The following is a 15788-nucleotide window of genomic DNA, read 5'->3' as shown; positions in this document are numbered from 1 at the left end:
GCCAACGGGAGGGGTGTGTGGCCGGGCGTCCTATTCAGCCGGTCAGAAAGAGAAACCGGCCGATAGCTTAATCGTCCGCGGCGGACCATCAATCGCATAGTCATTCGGGTTACGAAGCCCGGTGACCGCGTTGAAGCCGCTGAAATTGCGGTCGTTGAACAGGTTGATGATATCAACCCTCAGACGGATACGTGTGTCGTCATTGATGAATTTCAGCGGAATATTCTTGGTTATCGACAGATCCATCTGACGATAGCCCCAGAGGTCGCCATTGCCCTTCGTCCGCGTCGAGATCACTTCCCGGCTGAGCGGGTCGCCCGGCGTGAAGACGAACGACGCCAGATATTTCGGCGAGGCCATCTGGAACTTGCCCGACAGCGTGATTCCGTACGGAATGTCGACCGATCCCGCCATCACGAAGCGATGCTTGCGCACGCCCGTCGAGGTGATGAAGTTATAGTCGTCCATGCTCGGGAAATCGAGGCTGAAGGTTTCGCCGAACTGCCGGTTTTCCTTGGCGTCGGTGAAGGTGTAGGTCGCATCGAGGCTCCAAGGCGAGAATTCGGTGTAGCGCTTGGTCAGCTTGAAATACGCCGTGTTCGCCTTCGTCTCGATCCCGTTGGTACCGATGATGATGCTGCCGAACGGCGACGGAGCAAAGCCGAACGGCGAGTCCGGATTGCCAGTTGCCGGGAAGAAGGTGCCATTCGCCCGACGGTTGCCGAGCAGATAGGCGAAACCATCCTTGCTGATCACATAGCTATAGCCGACTTCCAGATCGAGCAGGTCGAAACGGCCGCGCGCGCCGATGCTGAACTGGTCCGAATAGGGCGTCTTCAGCTTGTTGTTGATGAAGCGCAGCTCGCGTCCGGCACCCACGGGCAGCCCGGCGATCAGCGCCGCGCGGCCTTCGGGGGTCAGATAGGCGGGATCCCAGGCGATACAGGTCGCGCTCGGCGCGCAGACGTTGGTCGTGTCGCCCGGGTTGTTGAAGTTGAACGTCCGCGTCGCGAACAGGCCCTGCGACAGTTCCTGCTGGATGAAGTCGAACTGCGTCCGGTCGTACGAACGGCCGTAGCCACCGAAGATCGCGAAGCGCTTCTCTTCATCGAGTGCATAGGTGAAGCCGAGACGCGGCTGCCAAGCGCCCTTGAATGCCTTACGCTCGCTGCCCGTCGAGATATAATCGTCGATGTCGTAATCGGCGTTGACGAGGTTCTGATAGGCGGGGGTCACGGTGCCGTTCGGCGCCGTGTACGGCGCGCGGCCGGCGACGAATTCGGCGATCGCCGGGTCGTGGACATAGTTCAGGAAGGCCGGGGTCCGCTCGTAATCCCAGCGCACGCCGAGGTTGAGCGTCAGGCGGTCGTTCACCTCCCAGTCGTCCTGCGCATAGATACCGAACTGGAAGTTGTTCGACGTGATGTTCGGATCGCCGCCCGCGACGGGCGCGCTGAACACCATGCGGTATGGGATGTCGTCGTTGAACGTGCCGCCGTTGGGGTTGTAATTGACGTTATAGGTGAAGACCGGGTTCACGCCGTTCTGCGTGTTGGTGTTCAGCTTGATCCACTTCGCCTTCACGCCGACCTTGAACGTGTGGTTCTCCATGCCAGTCCAGGTGAAGTCGTCGGAGACCTGCCAGCCCTTCTGGCCCTTGTCCTGGAAGTTGCTGCCCGCGCCGATGCGCAGGATGTCGCCGCGGCGGCTCGTCGTCGCCGGCGGCGGGTTCGGAACCGTGGCGTTGAAGATCGACACATTGCCGAAGTTGAGCGGGCGCGGACCCCAGGTCACATCCTCATAGGCGACCTTGAAGTCGTTGACCCATGTGTCGCCGGTATGCTCCCAGCGCGCAAGACCGCGCCATTCCTCGACCTTTGCGATCGTGCGCGTCTCATAGGCGGCGATACCGCTGTTGAACTGTTCGCCGCTCTCGTCGCGATATTTGACCGAGAATTCGAACAGGTCCTTCGAGGTCGGGGTGAAGTTGAGCTTCCCGAAATAGAGATTCTCGTTGAACGTCTCGCTCGCCGAGCCGAAATATTGCTGATACTCGCTCGGGAAATAGCTGACCGGCAGCTCGAGACCCGGCGTCACGTCGCGCGGATTGGTGCGGCGCTTGCCTTCATAGGTCGCGAAGAAGTGCAGCACGTCCTTGATGATCGGGCCGCCGATCGCGCCGCCGAACTGGATGTCGCGGGTGCGGACCTTCGGGATGTAGCGCGGGAAATTCTCGCTCGGGCGGCGGTCGCGCAGATCCTGGTTGGTGAAGTCGATGAAGCCTTCGCCATGGAATTCGTTCGTACCCGACTTGGTGATCGCGGTGATCGCGACCGAGCTGACCTGGTCGTATTCGGCCTTATAGTTCGAGCTGATGACGCGATACTCGCCGATCGCTAGCTGCGGGAACGGGTTGCCCTGCGTCGAATCCTGCCCGGTGATACCGTTCTTCAGGACATAGTCCTTCTGGCCGACGCCATCGATGAAGATATTGACCGCATTGCTGCCCTGCGCGCCGCCCTGCAGGCGCGACTGGTCGCTGCCGTTGGTGATGAACTGGACGCCCGGCGCGAGGTCGGCGAAGGCAAGGAAGTTGCGGTTGTTCTGCGGCAAGACTTCGATCAGGCGCTGCGAGATGTTCGTGCCGACCTCGCCGCCTTCCATCGAGCGGATGCGGCTGCCGGTGACGATGATCGCATCGTCACCCTGCCCCGTCGCAATCTCGGGCTCCGAGAAATCGAAATCGAGAACGGCATTCTGCGCGACGTTCAGCGAGAAATTGTCGGTGCGGCGGACGCCGTTCGGGGTCGTCAGCTCGAGCCGGTAGGTGCCGGCCGGCAGCGACGCGAAATTATAGCTGCCGTTCTCCGTCACCGTGACACTGCGGGTCAGGCCGGTCTCGGTGTTGATCGCCGTGACCTGCGACACGCCGCCTTCGGCCTTCACATTGCCGCGTAGCGACGCGCCGGCAACCTGGGCGTGCGCAGGTGCCGCCATACCGAGCGCAAGCGCCGCACCGGCGCTGCTATAGGCAAGCGCCGCGGCAAGCATCCGGACATGCGACCGGCGCGCGGCATTGGATTGAATCTGACGGTGTGACTTCACGGCATCCTCCCTGGTAAACGGCCCCGATTTCCCCCGATTTTTCGCCACTTCGTCCGGTTTTCTTACCGGTACGGCGCCGAATCGCGGGGAACCCGTGTTCTTGTTGATTTGATTTGTAACCGGTTTCACGATAGCTGTATAGAGGGAAGCGACACAGGCGGACAGAACCGGGGGCCAGCCGGAAATGGCTTGTTTCAGCCAATCCGTGCGCCACAACCAAAGAGAGACCCAATGGGGAAGGACGAATCATGCCGCCGAAATCGCGCAATCTTGCCTGTCTGACGCTTGCTACGCTGATGGTCGCAGGACAGCTCTCCCCCGCCCCGCTCGACGCCAAACCGGCACCGCGTGTCGAACAGCCCGCGCCGGAAGTCGACTCGACCGGCTGGATGAAACCCGATCCGGTGATGGAAAGGTTCATCGCTGACCTGATGGCGAAGATGACGCTGGAAGAAAAGATCGGCCAGTTGTCGCTGCTGACGAGCGACTGGGATTCGACCGGTCCGACGATGCGCAAGGGCTATCAGGACGACATCCGCAAGGGGCGCATCGGATCGATCTTCAACGCCTTTACCGCCAGATATACGCGCGAACTGCAACGCCTCGCGGTCGAGGAAACCCGGCTCAAGATTCCGCTTCTCTTCGGCTATGACGTCGTCCACGGCCATCGCACCATCTTTCCCATTTCGCTTGGCGAATCAGCTAGCTGGGATATGAAAGCCATTGAAAAGTCGGCAAGAGTTTCGGCGACCGAGGCTGCGGCCGAGGGCATTCACTGGACTTTCGCGCCGATGGTCGACGTGGCACGCGACCCGCGGTGGGGGCGCATGTCGGAGGGTTCAGGCGAAGACGTCTATCTCGGCAGCCAGATCGCCAGGGCGCGCGTGCGCGGCTTCCAGGGCGACGATCTGAAGCGCGTCGACACCGTGCTCGCGACCGCGAAGCATTTCGCGGCCTATGGCGCCGCGCAGGCCGGGCGGGACTATCATACCGTCGATATCTCCGAACGCACGCTACGCGACGTCTACCTGCCGCCGTTCAAGGCCGCCGCCGACGCGGGTGCCGCGACCTTCATGACGTCGTTCAACGAATATGACGGCATCCCCGCCTCGGGCAGCCATTATCTGCTGACCGACATCCTGCGGAAGCAGTGGGGCTTCAAGGGCTTCGTCGTAACCGATTACACGTCGATCAACGAAATGGTCCCGCATGGTTATTCGCGCGACCTCAAGCAGGCGGGTGAGCAGGCGATCAACGCCGGGGTCGACATGGACCTGCAGGGCGCGGTCTATATGGAATATCTCGCCAAATCGGTCGCTGAGGGCAAGGTTTCCGCCGCGCGCGTCGACGAGGCGGTGAAATCGATCCTCGAGATGAAGTATCGCCGCGGGCTGTTCGAGGACCCGTACCGCTACTCCGACGAGGCGCGTGAAAAGGCGACAGTCTACAAGCCCGAATTTCTCGAAGCCGCGCGCGACGTTGCGCGCAAGTCGATCGTCCTTTTGAAGAACAAGGACAACGCCCTCCCCCTCGCCGCGACCGCGAAGTCGATCGCGGTCATCGGCCCTCTCGGCAACAGCAAGGAGGACATGATCGGCAGCTGGGCGGCAGCTGGCGACCGCAAGACGCGCCCGGTGACGTTGCTCGAGGGGCTGCAGGCGCGCGCGCCGAAGGGCACCAGCGTCGCCTATGCACGCGGCGCCGGCTATGGCTTCGACGATGCGGGCAAGAGCGACGGCTTCGCCGAAGCGCTCGCGCTCGCGCAGAAATCGGATGTCATCATCGCGGCGATGGGCGAGAAGTGGGACATGACCGGCGAGGCGGCGAGCCGCACCTCGCTCGACCTGCCGGGCAACCAGCAGGCGCTGCTCGAAGAGCTGAAGAAGACAGGAAAACCGGTCATCCTCGTACTGATGAGCGGGCGTCCGAACAGCATCGACTGGGCCGACGCGAACGTCGATGCGATCCTTGAGGCCTGGTATCCGGGCACGATGGGCGGCCATGCGATCGCCGATGTGCTCTACGGCGATTATAATCCGTCGGCGAAGCTGCCCGTCACCTTCCCGCGCAACGTCGGGCAGGTGCCGATCTATTACGACATGAAGAACACCGGGCGGCCGATCAATCCGAAGGACCCGAACGCCAAATATGTTTCGCGCTATCTCGATACGCCGAACACGCCGCTTTATCCCTTCGGCTATGGCCTCAGCTATACCAGCTTCACCTATTCGCCGGTGACCCTCGACAAGACGGCGATCCGCCCGGGCGAGAAGCTGACGGCGAGCGTGACGGTAACGAACAGCGGCGCCCGCGACGGCGAGGAGGTCGTGCAGCTTTACGTTCGCGATATCACCGGATCGGTCACGCGTCCGGTCAAGGAGCTGAAAGGCTTCGAGAAGATCGCGCTCAGGAAGGGCGAAACCAGGACGGTGCGCTTCACGCTGAGCGACGCCGACCTGGCCTTTACCCGAGCCGACATGAGCTGGGGTAGCGAGCCCGGTGCCTTCACGCTGTGGGTAGGACCGTCGTCGACCGAAGGGTCGGAGGCCGGTTTCGAGCTGACCGAATAGGGCGGCTTGCCGGGGAGGCGGCGCAGGTCTAGGCGAGACGGTGTGAGTCCCGACACGCCCTGCCCGCCCTCCGCGCTCGCCCCCTTCCGATATCCTGCCTTCCGGGCGATCTGGATCGCGAACCTCGCGTCGAACATGGGGTCGATGATCCAGTCGGTCGGCGCGGCGTGGCTGATGACCGAGCTCACCAAATCGCATTTGCTGATCGCGCTGGTGCAGGCGGGCGCGACGATCCCGATCCTGCTGCTCGGCGTCTTCGCGGGCGCGATCGCCGACAATTACGACCGGCGGCGGGTGATGCTGGCCGCGCAGACGGGAATGCTGCTCGTCTCGGCGGCTCTTACCGTGACGACCTATGCGGGTGCGATCACGCCGTTTCTCCTGCTGTTCTTCACGCTGGCGGTCGGCGCGGGCACCGCGCTCAACGGCCCCGCATGGCAGGCTTCGGTGCGACTGCAGGTAGGGCCCAGGGATCTGCCACAGGCGATCGCGCTCAACAGTATCGCCTTCAACCTCGCGCGCAGCGCCGGCCCGGCACTCGGCGGCCTGCTGATCTCGATCACCGGCCCCGCACCCGCTTTCGCGCTCAATGCGGTCTCCTATCTGGCGCTCATCGTGGTACTGTTGCGCTGGCATCCCGAGGTCGATCCGCCGAAGCGCACGCCGATGCTCGCGGCGATCGCGACGGGCATCCGCTTCTGCTACCAGTCCGATCCCGTCCGGCGCATCCTGATCCGGGGCTTTGTGTTCGGCGTCCCCGCCATCGCTTTCCAGGCGCTGCTCCCTTCGCTCGTGCGCGACCGGCTGCATGGAACCGAGACGATCTATGGCCTCTGCCTCGCCGCCTTCGGCATCGGATCGATCATCGCCGCCCTGTTCGTCGGCAATCTGCGTCGCCGCTGGGGCAGCGACCGGATCGTGAGCGCGTCCTCGCTGGTCTATGCTGCGGCCATGCTCCCGGTTGCCCTCACCCAGCATTTGCCGGCGATCCTCGCGGCCGCCTTCGTGGCCGGCATGGCCTGGGTATCGACGCTGACGACGCTCAACGTCGCGATGCAATTGCGCTCGCCGGAGGCGATTCTCGGGCGCTGCATGGCGATCTATCAGGCGGTCACCTTCGGCGCGATGGCGGTGGGGGCGTGGCTGTTCGGCACGGTGGCCGACCTGTGGACACTGGCGACAGCCATCCTGACGGCTGCAGCGTGGCTGACGCTGTCGGCGGTGATTCTTCCGATGCTCGCGCCGATGCCGGGGCGCGACGAAGGACGCATCATGTCCTAGGCTTCGGCCACGGCCTCCTCGATCGTGAAGCCGCTGTTCGCAAGTTGCAGTTCGTCGCCGCAATGGCTGCACGCGACGACCATATGGAGGTCGTGCCCGCACGGGTCATGCGTCAGCAGAACCGGCGGGCCGCGCTCATCGGAGAACCAGCGGTCACCCCATTGCAGCAGCGCGAGCAGCACCGGATAGAGATCGCGTCCCTTTTCCGTCAGCCGGTATTCCACGCGATCCGAATGCGTCGAATAGGGCACGGTCTTCAAAATCCCCTGCCGCACCAGCCGCTCGAGCCGGCCGGTCAGGATGTTCGTCGCCATCAGCGTGTCGCGCTGGATGTCGTCGAAGCGGTTGATGCGGGTGAACATCGCGCGGACGACGAGCGTTGCCCAGCGGTCGCCAAACAGCTCGATCATCGTATCGACCAGCGGCCGTCCGCCCGGCCGCCGCGCGCCGACCTCGCCGCAGAAGCGTCGGCGCTCATAGGCCGGCGTGACCTGCACCAGCCCCGGTCCTTCGCGCCACGATACCTCGCGCGGGTCGATTTCCTTGTGGCAATGCCCGCACGACGGCACCGGCTCGGTCGCGTGCCCGCACGTCGCATGGTGCAACCGGACCTGAAAGTCGCGGCTTGCCGCCTCCCATTTGTGCTGCCAGCGCAGCATCATCAGCGCGTTGGGAAACTGGTCGCGGCCCTTTTGCGTCAGCACATAGTGAAAGCCGCGCCCGCCCTGCTTGGGCTTCTTGGCGAAGCAATCCTCCTCGACCAGCTTCTTGAGGCGGCCGTTGACCACCGAGCGCGCAAGGCCCGTCCGCGCGACGAACTCATCGAAGCTGTGCGTGCCGAGAAAGGCCTGTTCCATGATAAGCAACACGGGTACGTCGCCGACGACGTCGAGCGCGCGCCAGATCGAGCAGGCCCTGATGGTGCGCTCATGTTTCAATCGGGACACATCCTTCGGTTCCGCTTCGCCCTAACCGGGGCGCCGCGCGATGGGAAGAGGGGGCCGTGCCCGTGGCCCCCTCCCCCGCACCGGGAGAACCCGGTCAGAAGCGACCCGTCAGCTGCACCGCAATCGTGCGCGGCCGGTCAACGATGCCGTTATAGGCATTGCCGGCGTTGCGCGTGATCGTCGTCGCGAGCGGCATCGAGCTGGCGGTCTGCAGGATGCGCTGGTTGGTGAGATTGCGCCCGATCAGCGCGATCTCCCACTTGTTGTCGACCTCGGCGAGCGCAAGGCGCGCGCCAAGCTTGGCATAGCTGTCCTGCCGCGTGCGCGGGTCGAGGTTCGCCGAGGCGATATAGGCCGACGAGAAGTCGACGTTGAAGTTCGCGGCGATCTTCATGCTGCCGCTGATCGGGGTCGTATAGTCGAGGTTGAGGTTGCCCGACCATTTGGGCGACAGCGCGTTGCGCTTGCCCGTATAGTCGCAGAAACCGCCCGGCCCCGGCGTCTGCAGATAATAGCACTGGCCGTTGGTGAAGTTGGTGAACTTGAAGTCGAGATAGGCGATCGCGCCGCTGACCGTCAGCCCCTCGGCGAGTGCCGCGCGGAAGTCGGCCTCGACCCCCTGCGTCTTCGCGCCGGCGGCGTTGCGGACGTTGAAATTCAGCGTGCCGTCGAAGATGTTGACCTGAAGATCGTGATATTTGGTGCGATAGACCGACAGGTTGAACGCAAGGTTGCGTCCCTTGTATTTCAGCCCGCCCTCGAAATTGTCGGCGCTTTCGTCCGCGAACATGAAGGCGCCGGGCTTGGCGACGGTGGTCGAGGTCGGCAGCGAGTTCGAGCGGATATCGAACCCGCCGGCCTTCGTTCCCTTGGCATAGGAGGCGTAGAGCATCAGGTCGTCGGTCGCGTCGAACTGGACGTTGACCATCGGATTGAAGCTGTCTTCGCTCAATTTGCCAGAGATGCTGTGCGCCTCGATGTTGAGCGCGCGGAAGGTCGCTGCGACCACGAGCGGGTTGAAGGTGTTGAGTGGCCCCTGGACGATTGCGAGGCTGCGGCTGCCCGTCTTCTTCTCATGGTTGAAGCGCGCCCCCGCGGTAATGCGAAGCTGGTCGGTGACCGACAGCTCGCCCTGCGCGAAGGCCGAGATCAGGTCCGATTTCTGGCTGTAGTCGCGGTCGTTGCGCGTATCGCCGATCGCATTGAACGGCGGGCCCAGCGCAAGGAAGGTCGAGTTGAACAGGGTGAAGTCCTGCACATCGAGCTTGGCATTCTGATAATAGAGGCCCGCGATATAGTTGAACGCTTCGCCGCCCGGCGATGCGAGGCGGAGTTCCTGCGAATATTGGCGATAGTCCTCGCGAAGGTTCGTGCCGTCAAGGAAGCTGATCCCCGAGAAATCGACGTCGACGATCTCGCGCGTCTTGTAGTCGAGCAGCGACGAGGTCGAGGTCAGCGTGTGGTCGCCGAGCTCGAGGTCCATGTTGAGCGTCGCGCCGAACACCTTGTTGCGGCTCTGATAGCCGTTGTCGGCGCGGACATAGTCGGGGGTCGTGTCGACGAAGAACGGCCCCTGGAACACCGTGTTATAGTTGCCGACCGCGCCGAACACGTCGCGCGGCTGACCCTTCGCCTCGAAGTCGGCATATTCGAGCTTGAGCTCGGCCGCGAATGGCCCGCCGCGATCGAATTCGAGTTTGCCGCGGAAATATTTCTCGTCGACGTTCGGCTCGTCGCGGTCGAGCTTGGTGTTGTAGAAATAACCGTCCATCGTCCGGTAGTAGCCAACGACGCGCGCCTCGACCCCGTCGCTGAGCGGCCCCGACAGGACGCCGGTCAGCTGGAATTCCTTGTGGTTGAATTCATAGAGGCCCGAGACCGAGCCCTCGAATTCATCGGTCGGGCTGCGCGTCGTGATGTTCACCGCGCCCGCGATCGCATTCTTGCCGAACAGCGTCGGCTGTGGTCCGCGCAGCACCTCGACGCGTTCCATGTCGATCAGCGGCAGGCGAGAAAGCTGGTCGCGGCCGTAATAGACGCCGTCGACGAACATAGCGACCGACTGTTCGAAGCCCTTGTTGTCGCCCGAGGCGATGCCGCGGATCGCGATGCGGTTGGCGATCGCGGTCTGGGTGATCTTGAGGTTCGGGACCGACGACGAAATCTGTTCGAGGTTGGTCTGACCATAGCTTTCGATCTGCTTGCCACTGACCGCCGAGATCGAGATCGGCACGTCGGACAGGCCTTCGGCGCGCTTCTGCGCGGTGACGATGATTTCTTCGAGCCCGCCCTGCTCTTCCGCTGGCGCAGTGTCCTGCGCAAAGGCGATCCCGGGGGTCGCGAGCGCCGATGCAGCGAGCAGCGCAGCGAATTGCGTCTTCATGATGTCTCTCCCTCCCACCACCGTCGGGGGCACCCCGCGATGTTTTTCTGGCCTTGCGACTCTTATCTTCTTTAAGTATCGTTATGCAAGTCAGATAATTCGGGAGAGCATGATAGTGCCGAAAAACGGCCTTCCACCAGCGCTTACGCGCAATTTGCGGCTGCCCGCGATCGCCGCGCCGATGTTCCTGGTGTCGGGCCCCGAGATGGTGATCGCAGCCTCGCGCTCGGGCGTGATCGGCAGCTTCCCGGCCCCCAACGCGCGCACCTCGGCCGATCTCGAGGATTGGGTGAGCCGGATCGATTCGGCGCTGTCGAACGATCCCGAAGCAGCGCCCTGGGCGGTCAATCTGGTCGTCCATCCGTCGAACAGCCGCCTGCCCGAAGACCTCGCCTGCGTCGTGCGCCACAAGGTGCCGCTGGTGATTACCGCGCTCGGCAGTCCGGCGCGGGTGGTCGAGGAAATCCACGCCTATGGCGGGCTCGTCTTCGCCGACGTCAACTCGGTCGGCTTCGCGCGCAAGGCCGCTGCGGCCGGAGTCGACGGACTCGTTCTCGTCGCGGCGGGCGCGGGCGGTCATACCGGCGCAACCGCCGGCTTCGCCTTTGTCGAGGAGGTGCGACAGTTCTGGGACGGGCCGCTCGTACTGGGCGGCGCGATCTCGACCGGCCACGCCGTCCGCGCAGCCGAAATTCTCGGCGCCGACTTCGCCTATCTTGGCACCTCGCTGATCGCCTGCGCCGAAAGCATGGCAGTGCAGCCCTATAAGGATATGGTCGTCGCAGCAGGCGCCGAGGACATCGTGCCTTCCAAAGGCATCACCGGTGTGACCGCCAACTGGCTGAAATCGAGCCTGATCGCCGCGGGATACGACCCCGCGAACATGCCCGAGGACAAGCGCCCGAACTTCTCGGACGCGCAGGACGATGCCAAGGCATGGAAGAATGTCTGGTCCGCCGGCCAGGGCGTCGGCGCGGTGCGCGGCATCGAACCCGTCGCCGCTATCGTCGATCGTCTCGTTTCCGAATATGATGCCGCCGCCGCAAGGCCGCGCTTTGCAGCAGCCGAAGGAGTCATCGCATGACCGCCGAACTCGTCGAGACGATTGCCACCACGATCCAGCCGAACGACCACCCCTATATGAAGGACGCGTGGCGCCCGACATACAACGAGTGGAACGCGATCTTCGCCAATGGCGATGCCGAGGTGATCGGGACGATCCCGACCGACATCGACGGCGTTTACGTGCGCACCGGCGAGAACCAGATCCACGAGCCGATCGGCCGCTATCATCCGTTCGACGGCGACGGCTTCATCCACGCGATCTCGTTCAAGGACGGCCGCGCGAGCTATCGCAGCCGCTTCGTCCGCACCAAGGGGTTCGAGGCCGAGAAGGAAGCCGGCCGCTCGCTGTGGGCGGGGCTGATGGAGCCCCCGCACAAGTCGACGCGCCACGGTTGGGGTGCGCAGGAGTGGCTGAAGGATTCAAGCTCGACCGACGTTGCGATCCATGCGGGCAAGATCATCTCGACCTTTTACCAGTGCGGCGAAGCCTACCGGCTCGACCCCTTCACGCTCGAACAGTTCGGCACTGAAGCCTGGGTGCCGCTCGACGGCATTTCGGCGCATTGCAAGGTCGACCTCGCAACCGGCGAACTGATGTTCTTCAACTACTCGAAGCACGCGCCCTACATGCATTATGGCGTCGTCGGCGCGGACAACCGGCTGAAGCACTACATCCCCGTCCCGCTCGCCGGGCCGCGACTGCCGCACGACATGGCGTTCACGAAGAATTACACGATCCTCAACGACATGCCGCTCTACTGGAACAAAGAGCTGCTCGAGCGGAACCTGCACGTCGTTCAGTTCCATCCCGACGAAAAGACGCGCTTCGCGATCATTCCGCGGCATGGCCAGCCCGAGGATATCCGCTGGTTCGAGGCCGAGCCGACCTACACGCTCCACTGGCTGAATGCATGGGAGGAAGGCGACGAGATCATCCTCGACGGCTATTATCAGGAAGAGCCGATGCCGAAGTCCTACCCGAACGCGCCCGAGGGGCTCGAGCGGATGATGGCCTATCTCGACCAGGGACTGCTCAAGCCGCGGCTCCACCGCTGGCGTTTCAACCTGAAGACCGGCAAGACGAAAGAAGAGCGGCTCGACGAGCGCGATCTCGAATTCGGCATGTTCAACCATCGTTATGCCGGCAAGCCCTATCGCTACGCGTACAGCGCGATCCCCGAGCCCGGCTGGTTCCTGTTCCGCGGGCTGGTGAAGCACGACCTCAATGCCCGGACGAGCGAGAGCTACGAATTCGGCCCCGGCCGCTTCGGCAGCGAAGCCCCCTTCGCGCCGCGCATCGATGCCAAGGACGAGGACGACGGCTATCTCGTCTCCTTCATCGCCGACCTCGAAACCGACACGAGCGAATGCGTGCTGATCGATGCCAAGAATGTCGCGGCGGGGCCGGTGTGCCGGATCATCCTGCCCGAACGCATCTGCTCGGGTACCCACACCGTATGGGCGAGCGGCGACGATATCGGCATGGGCCCGAACAGCGTGCTGGCCGCCTGAAATGATCGTCGCGGGAGAGGACAAAAGGCGGCGACATCGGGAAAGCGGCTGGTGGGGCGACCAGACCTTCGCCGACCTGTTCGCAGCCAATGCGGCGGCGCACCCCGAGCGTTTGGCGCTGGTCGATGCCCCCAACCGCGGCGACTTCACCTTCGGCGAGCCGCAGCGGCTGAACTATGCCGAACTGGCGGCCGAGATTGACCGACTCGCCGGGGCGCTCGTGACCGCCAGGATAGGCAAGGACGATGTATTGCTCGTCCAGCTTCCGAATATCAGCGAGTTCGTTGCGCTCTATTTCGCGGCGGCGAAGATCGGCGCGATCGTCAGCCCCGCGGCGGTGCAATATCGCAGCCATGAGCTGAAAGGGATGATCGGCGTCGTCGAGCCCAAGGCGTTCGTCTGCGCAACGGCGGTCAAAGGCTGTGACCATGTCGGCGTTGCGCAGCCGCTGCTGGGCGACATTGCCCTGATGACCTTCGGCCCCGATGCACCGCCGAACGCGCTCGATCTCTCGACCGCGGAGGGAGATGCGCAAGCCCTCACCGCGCATGTCGCCGCAAACCCGGTCGATGCCGACGACATCTTCACCGTCTGCTGGACATCGGGCACCACCGGTGTGCCCAAAGGTGTGCCGCGTAGCCACAACCACTGGATCGCGGTCGCGGGCGCAGGCTATGAGGCGATGAAGGTCGGACCCGGCGATGTCCTGCTCAACCCCTTCCCGCTCATCAACATGGCGAGCATCGGCGGCATCACGATGTGCTGGCTGACCAGCGCGGGGACGATGGTGCTGCACCACCCCTTCGATCCCGGCGTGTACCTCAAGCAGATCGCAACCGAGCGGCCGAGCCTGACGATCGCGCCGCCTGCGGTACTCAACATGCTGTTGCAGAATGAGGCTTTGCTCGCGTCGGTCGACCTCTCGAGCCTGCGCGTCATCGCTTCGGGCTCGGCGCCGCTCGCACCCGCGATGGTGCGCGGCTTCCAGGAAAAGCTAGGCATCATAATCGTCAACGTCTTCGGGTCGAACGAGGGGATGAGCTTCATCACCGGCGAAGGCGACATGCCCGACCCCGACAGGCGCGCGAGCCTGTTCCCGCGCCGCGGCACCTATCAGCGCCCTTATGGCGAGGGGCGCGCGCCCAATATCGAAAGCCGGCTCGTCCCGCCCGGCGGCGGCGAGCCGGTCGAGCAGGACGGCGTGTCGGGCGAGTTGCAGATCCGCGGGCCGACGCTGTTCGAGGGCTACCACAACGCACCCGACCGTACCGCCGAGGCCTTCACCGACGACGGCTGGTTCCGCACCGGCGACCTGTTCGAGATTGCCGAGGGCGGCGACTTCTACCGCTTCGTCGGACGCTGCAAGGATCTGATCATCCGCGGCGGGGTCAATATCTCGCCCGAGGAGATCGACCAGCTGCTCGGCGGCCATCCCTTGCTCGCAGAGGCGTGCGTCTTCTCGCTCCCCGACCCGACGATGGGCGAGCGCATCGGCCTCGCCTACGTCCCGCGCGGGTCCGACGACGTCGGCATCGGCGAGGTCGCGGACTATCTGCGCGGGCATGATCTCGCGGTGTTCAAACTGCCCGAGCGCCTGTTCCGGTTCGACGCCCTGCCACGCAACGTCACCAACAAGGTGATGCGAAGCGAAGTGCGCGAAATGGCGCTGGCCACTCTCGAAAAGGAAGCCTGACATGGCAAAGGACGTCTTCATCCTCGGCGGCGCGCAGACCGACTTCGCGCGCAACCTCGAACGCGAGGGCGGCGGCCTGTTCGAGCTTTTCCGCGACGTCGCCGAAGCCGCGTTCGTCGCGACGGGGATCGAGCCGAAAGAGGTCGAAACCGCGCATGTCGGCAATTTCGTCGGCGAACTGTTCGCGGGGCAAGGCCAGCTCGGCGGCTTCTTCGGCCATGTCCACCCTGATCTCGCGGGCATCCCGGCGTCACGCCACGAGGCCGCCTGCGCGTCGGGCAGCATCGCGATCCTCGCCGCCGCCGCCGAGATCGAGGCCGAACGCTACGGCCTTGCGCTTGTGCTCGGCATCGAGCTGATGCGCAACGTCCCCGGCCAGCGCGCCGCCGAATATCTCGGCGCTGCCGCATGGGCGGGCCGCGAAGCACAAGAGGCGCGCTACCTGTGGCCGTATATGTTCGCGCGCGTCGCCGAGGAATATGAGGAGCGCTTCGGGCTCGACCGCGCGCATCTGCGAGGGATTTCGGCGAACAATTTCGCCAATGCGAAGCGCAACCCGAACTCGCAGACGCGCGGCTGGGCTGTCACCGACGATCATCTCGGGGAGAATGACGAGGTCAATCCGCTGATCGAGGGAAGCCTGCGCAAGTCCGATTGCGGTCAGGTCACCGACGGCGCCGCCGCGATCTTCCTTGCTTCACGCGAGGTCGCCGAGGCCTATGCGAGGCGGCGCGGGATTCCGATCGACAGCATCCCGCGTATCAAGGGGTGGGGTCATGCTACTGCCCCCCTGCTCTACTCGACCAAGGTCGCGGACAGCCGCGGCGGCGATTATGTCTTCCCCAGCGTCCGCAAGGCGATGATGGACGCGCTGCGCCGCGCCGAGATGCCCGACATCCATGCCTGCGACGGGGTCGAGGTGCACGACTGCTTCTCGATCACCGAATATATGGCGATCGACCATTTCGGGATTACCAAACCCGGCGAAAGCTGGCGCGCGGTCGAGGACGGCACGATCGCACTCGGCGGCAAGCTGCCGGTCAATCCGTCGGGCGGCCTCATCGGCCTCGGCCATCCGGTCGGCGCGACCGGCGTGCGGATGCTGCTGGACAGCTGGAGGCAGGTCACCGGCAATGCGGGCGACTATCAGGTCGAGGGCGCGAAGAATTTCGCCACCTTCAACGTCGGCGGCAGCGCGACGACCGCGGTCAGCTTCGTCGTCGGCACCTGAT

At 64.1% G+C, this 15788-nt stretch carries 9 protein-coding genes; 6 read left to right on the top strand and 3 right to left on the bottom strand.

Annotation, left to right across the window (positions count from 1 at the left end; translation table 11 throughout):
* Positions 1–42: 42 nt before the first annotated feature.
* Entirely contained in the window at positions 43–3105 is a 3063-nt protein-coding gene (locus L7H23_RS17200; protein ID WP_237837085.1) for a TonB-dependent receptor, read from the bottom strand.
* Between the two features lie 248 nt (positions 3106–3353).
* On the opposite strand from L7H23_RS17200, the gene bglX reads away from it, so the two are divergent.
* Positions 3354–5675 (top strand): beta-glucosidase BglX, encoded by a 2322-nt coding sequence (gene bglX / locus L7H23_RS17195; protein ID WP_237837084.1) that lies wholly within the window; start codon positions 3354–3356, stop codon positions 5673–5675.
* Between the two features lie 42 nt (positions 5676–5717).
* The gene (locus tag L7H23_RS17190; RefSeq protein WP_237837083.1) at positions 5718–6956 is read left to right on the top strand and encodes an MFS transporter; all 1239 of its coding nucleotides are present in this window, start codon (positions 5718–5720) and stop codon (positions 6954–6956) included.
* Here L7H23_RS17190 and L7H23_RS17185 read toward each other — a convergent pair.
* The gene (locus tag L7H23_RS17185) at positions 6953–7894 is read right to left on the bottom strand and encodes a winged helix-turn-helix transcriptional regulator (RefSeq protein WP_237837082.1); all 942 of its coding nucleotides are present in this window, start codon (positions 7892–7894) and stop codon (positions 6953–6955) included. The two genes, L7H23_RS17190 and L7H23_RS17185, sit on opposite strands and share 4 nt — an antisense overlap.
* Before the next feature lie 103 nt (positions 7895–7997).
* Positions 7998–10286 carry a TonB-dependent receptor gene (locus L7H23_RS17180; protein ID WP_237837081.1) on the bottom strand — a complete coding sequence of 763 codons (2289 nt, stop codon included), beginning with the start codon at positions 10284–10286 and terminating at the stop codon, positions 7998–8000.
* A 109-nt stretch (positions 10287–10395) separates the two neighbouring features.
* Between L7H23_RS17180 and L7H23_RS17175 the strand changes: the two genes are divergently transcribed.
* The 4 genes from L7H23_RS17175 to L7H23_RS17160 are packed head-to-tail and all read left to right on the top strand — an operon-like array spanning position 10396 to position 15787.
* Positions 10396–11370 (top strand): nitronate monooxygenase, encoded by a 975-nt coding sequence (locus tag L7H23_RS17175; protein WP_237837080.1) that lies wholly within the window; start codon positions 10396–10398, stop codon positions 11368–11370.
* Positions 11367–12863, top strand: a complete 1497-nt coding sequence (locus L7H23_RS17170) for a carotenoid oxygenase family protein (protein ID WP_237837079.1) — start codon at positions 11367–11369, stop codon at positions 12861–12863. Before L7H23_RS17175 ends, L7H23_RS17170 begins: the two co-directional genes overlap by 4 nt.
* A gap of 1 nt (position 12864) precedes the next feature.
* Entirely contained in the window at positions 12865–14556 is a 1692-nt protein-coding gene (locus L7H23_RS17165; RefSeq protein ID WP_237837078.1) for a class I adenylate-forming enzyme family protein, read from the top strand.
* Between the two features lies 1 nt (position 14557).
* Positions 14558–15787, top strand: a complete 1230-nt coding sequence (locus tag L7H23_RS17160; protein ID WP_237837077.1) for an acetyl-CoA acetyltransferase — start codon at positions 14558–14560, stop codon at positions 15785–15787.
* Position 15788 lies beyond the last annotated feature (1 nt).

This window comes from Sphingopyxis sp. BSN-002 (genome assembly GCF_022024275.1).
Taxonomy (GTDB): domain Bacteria; phylum Pseudomonadota; class Alphaproteobacteria; order Sphingomonadales; family Sphingomonadaceae; genus Sphingopyxis.
Note: the sequence above shows the minus strand (reverse complement) of the source record. Positions and strands in the feature narration are given on the sequence as shown.

What these genes read in the sequence shown, in the direction of transcription:
- bglX (WP_237837084.1), top strand. Translation starts at nt 3,354, where the DNA reads ATGCCGCCGAAATCGCGCAATCTTGCCTGTCTGACGCTTGCTACGCTG.
- L7H23_RS17180 (WP_237837081.1), bottom strand. Translation starts at nt 10,286, where the DNA reads ATGAAGACGCAATTCGCTGCGCTGCTCGCTGCATCGGCGCTCGCGACC.
- L7H23_RS17175 (WP_237837080.1), top strand. Translation starts at nt 10,396, where the DNA reads ATGATAGTGCCGAAAAACGGCCTTCCACCAGCGCTTACGCGCAATTTG.
- L7H23_RS17170 (WP_237837079.1), top strand. Translation starts at nt 11,367, where the DNA reads ATGACCGCCGAACTCGTCGAGACGATTGCCACCACGATCCAGCCGAAC.
- L7H23_RS17165 (WP_237837078.1), top strand. Translation starts at nt 12,865, where the DNA reads ATGATCGTCGCGGGAGAGGACAAAAGGCGGCGACATCGGGAAAGCGGC.
- L7H23_RS17160 (WP_237837077.1), top strand. Translation starts at nt 14,558, where the DNA reads ATGGCAAAGGACGTCTTCATCCTCGGCGGCGCGCAGACCGACTTCGCG.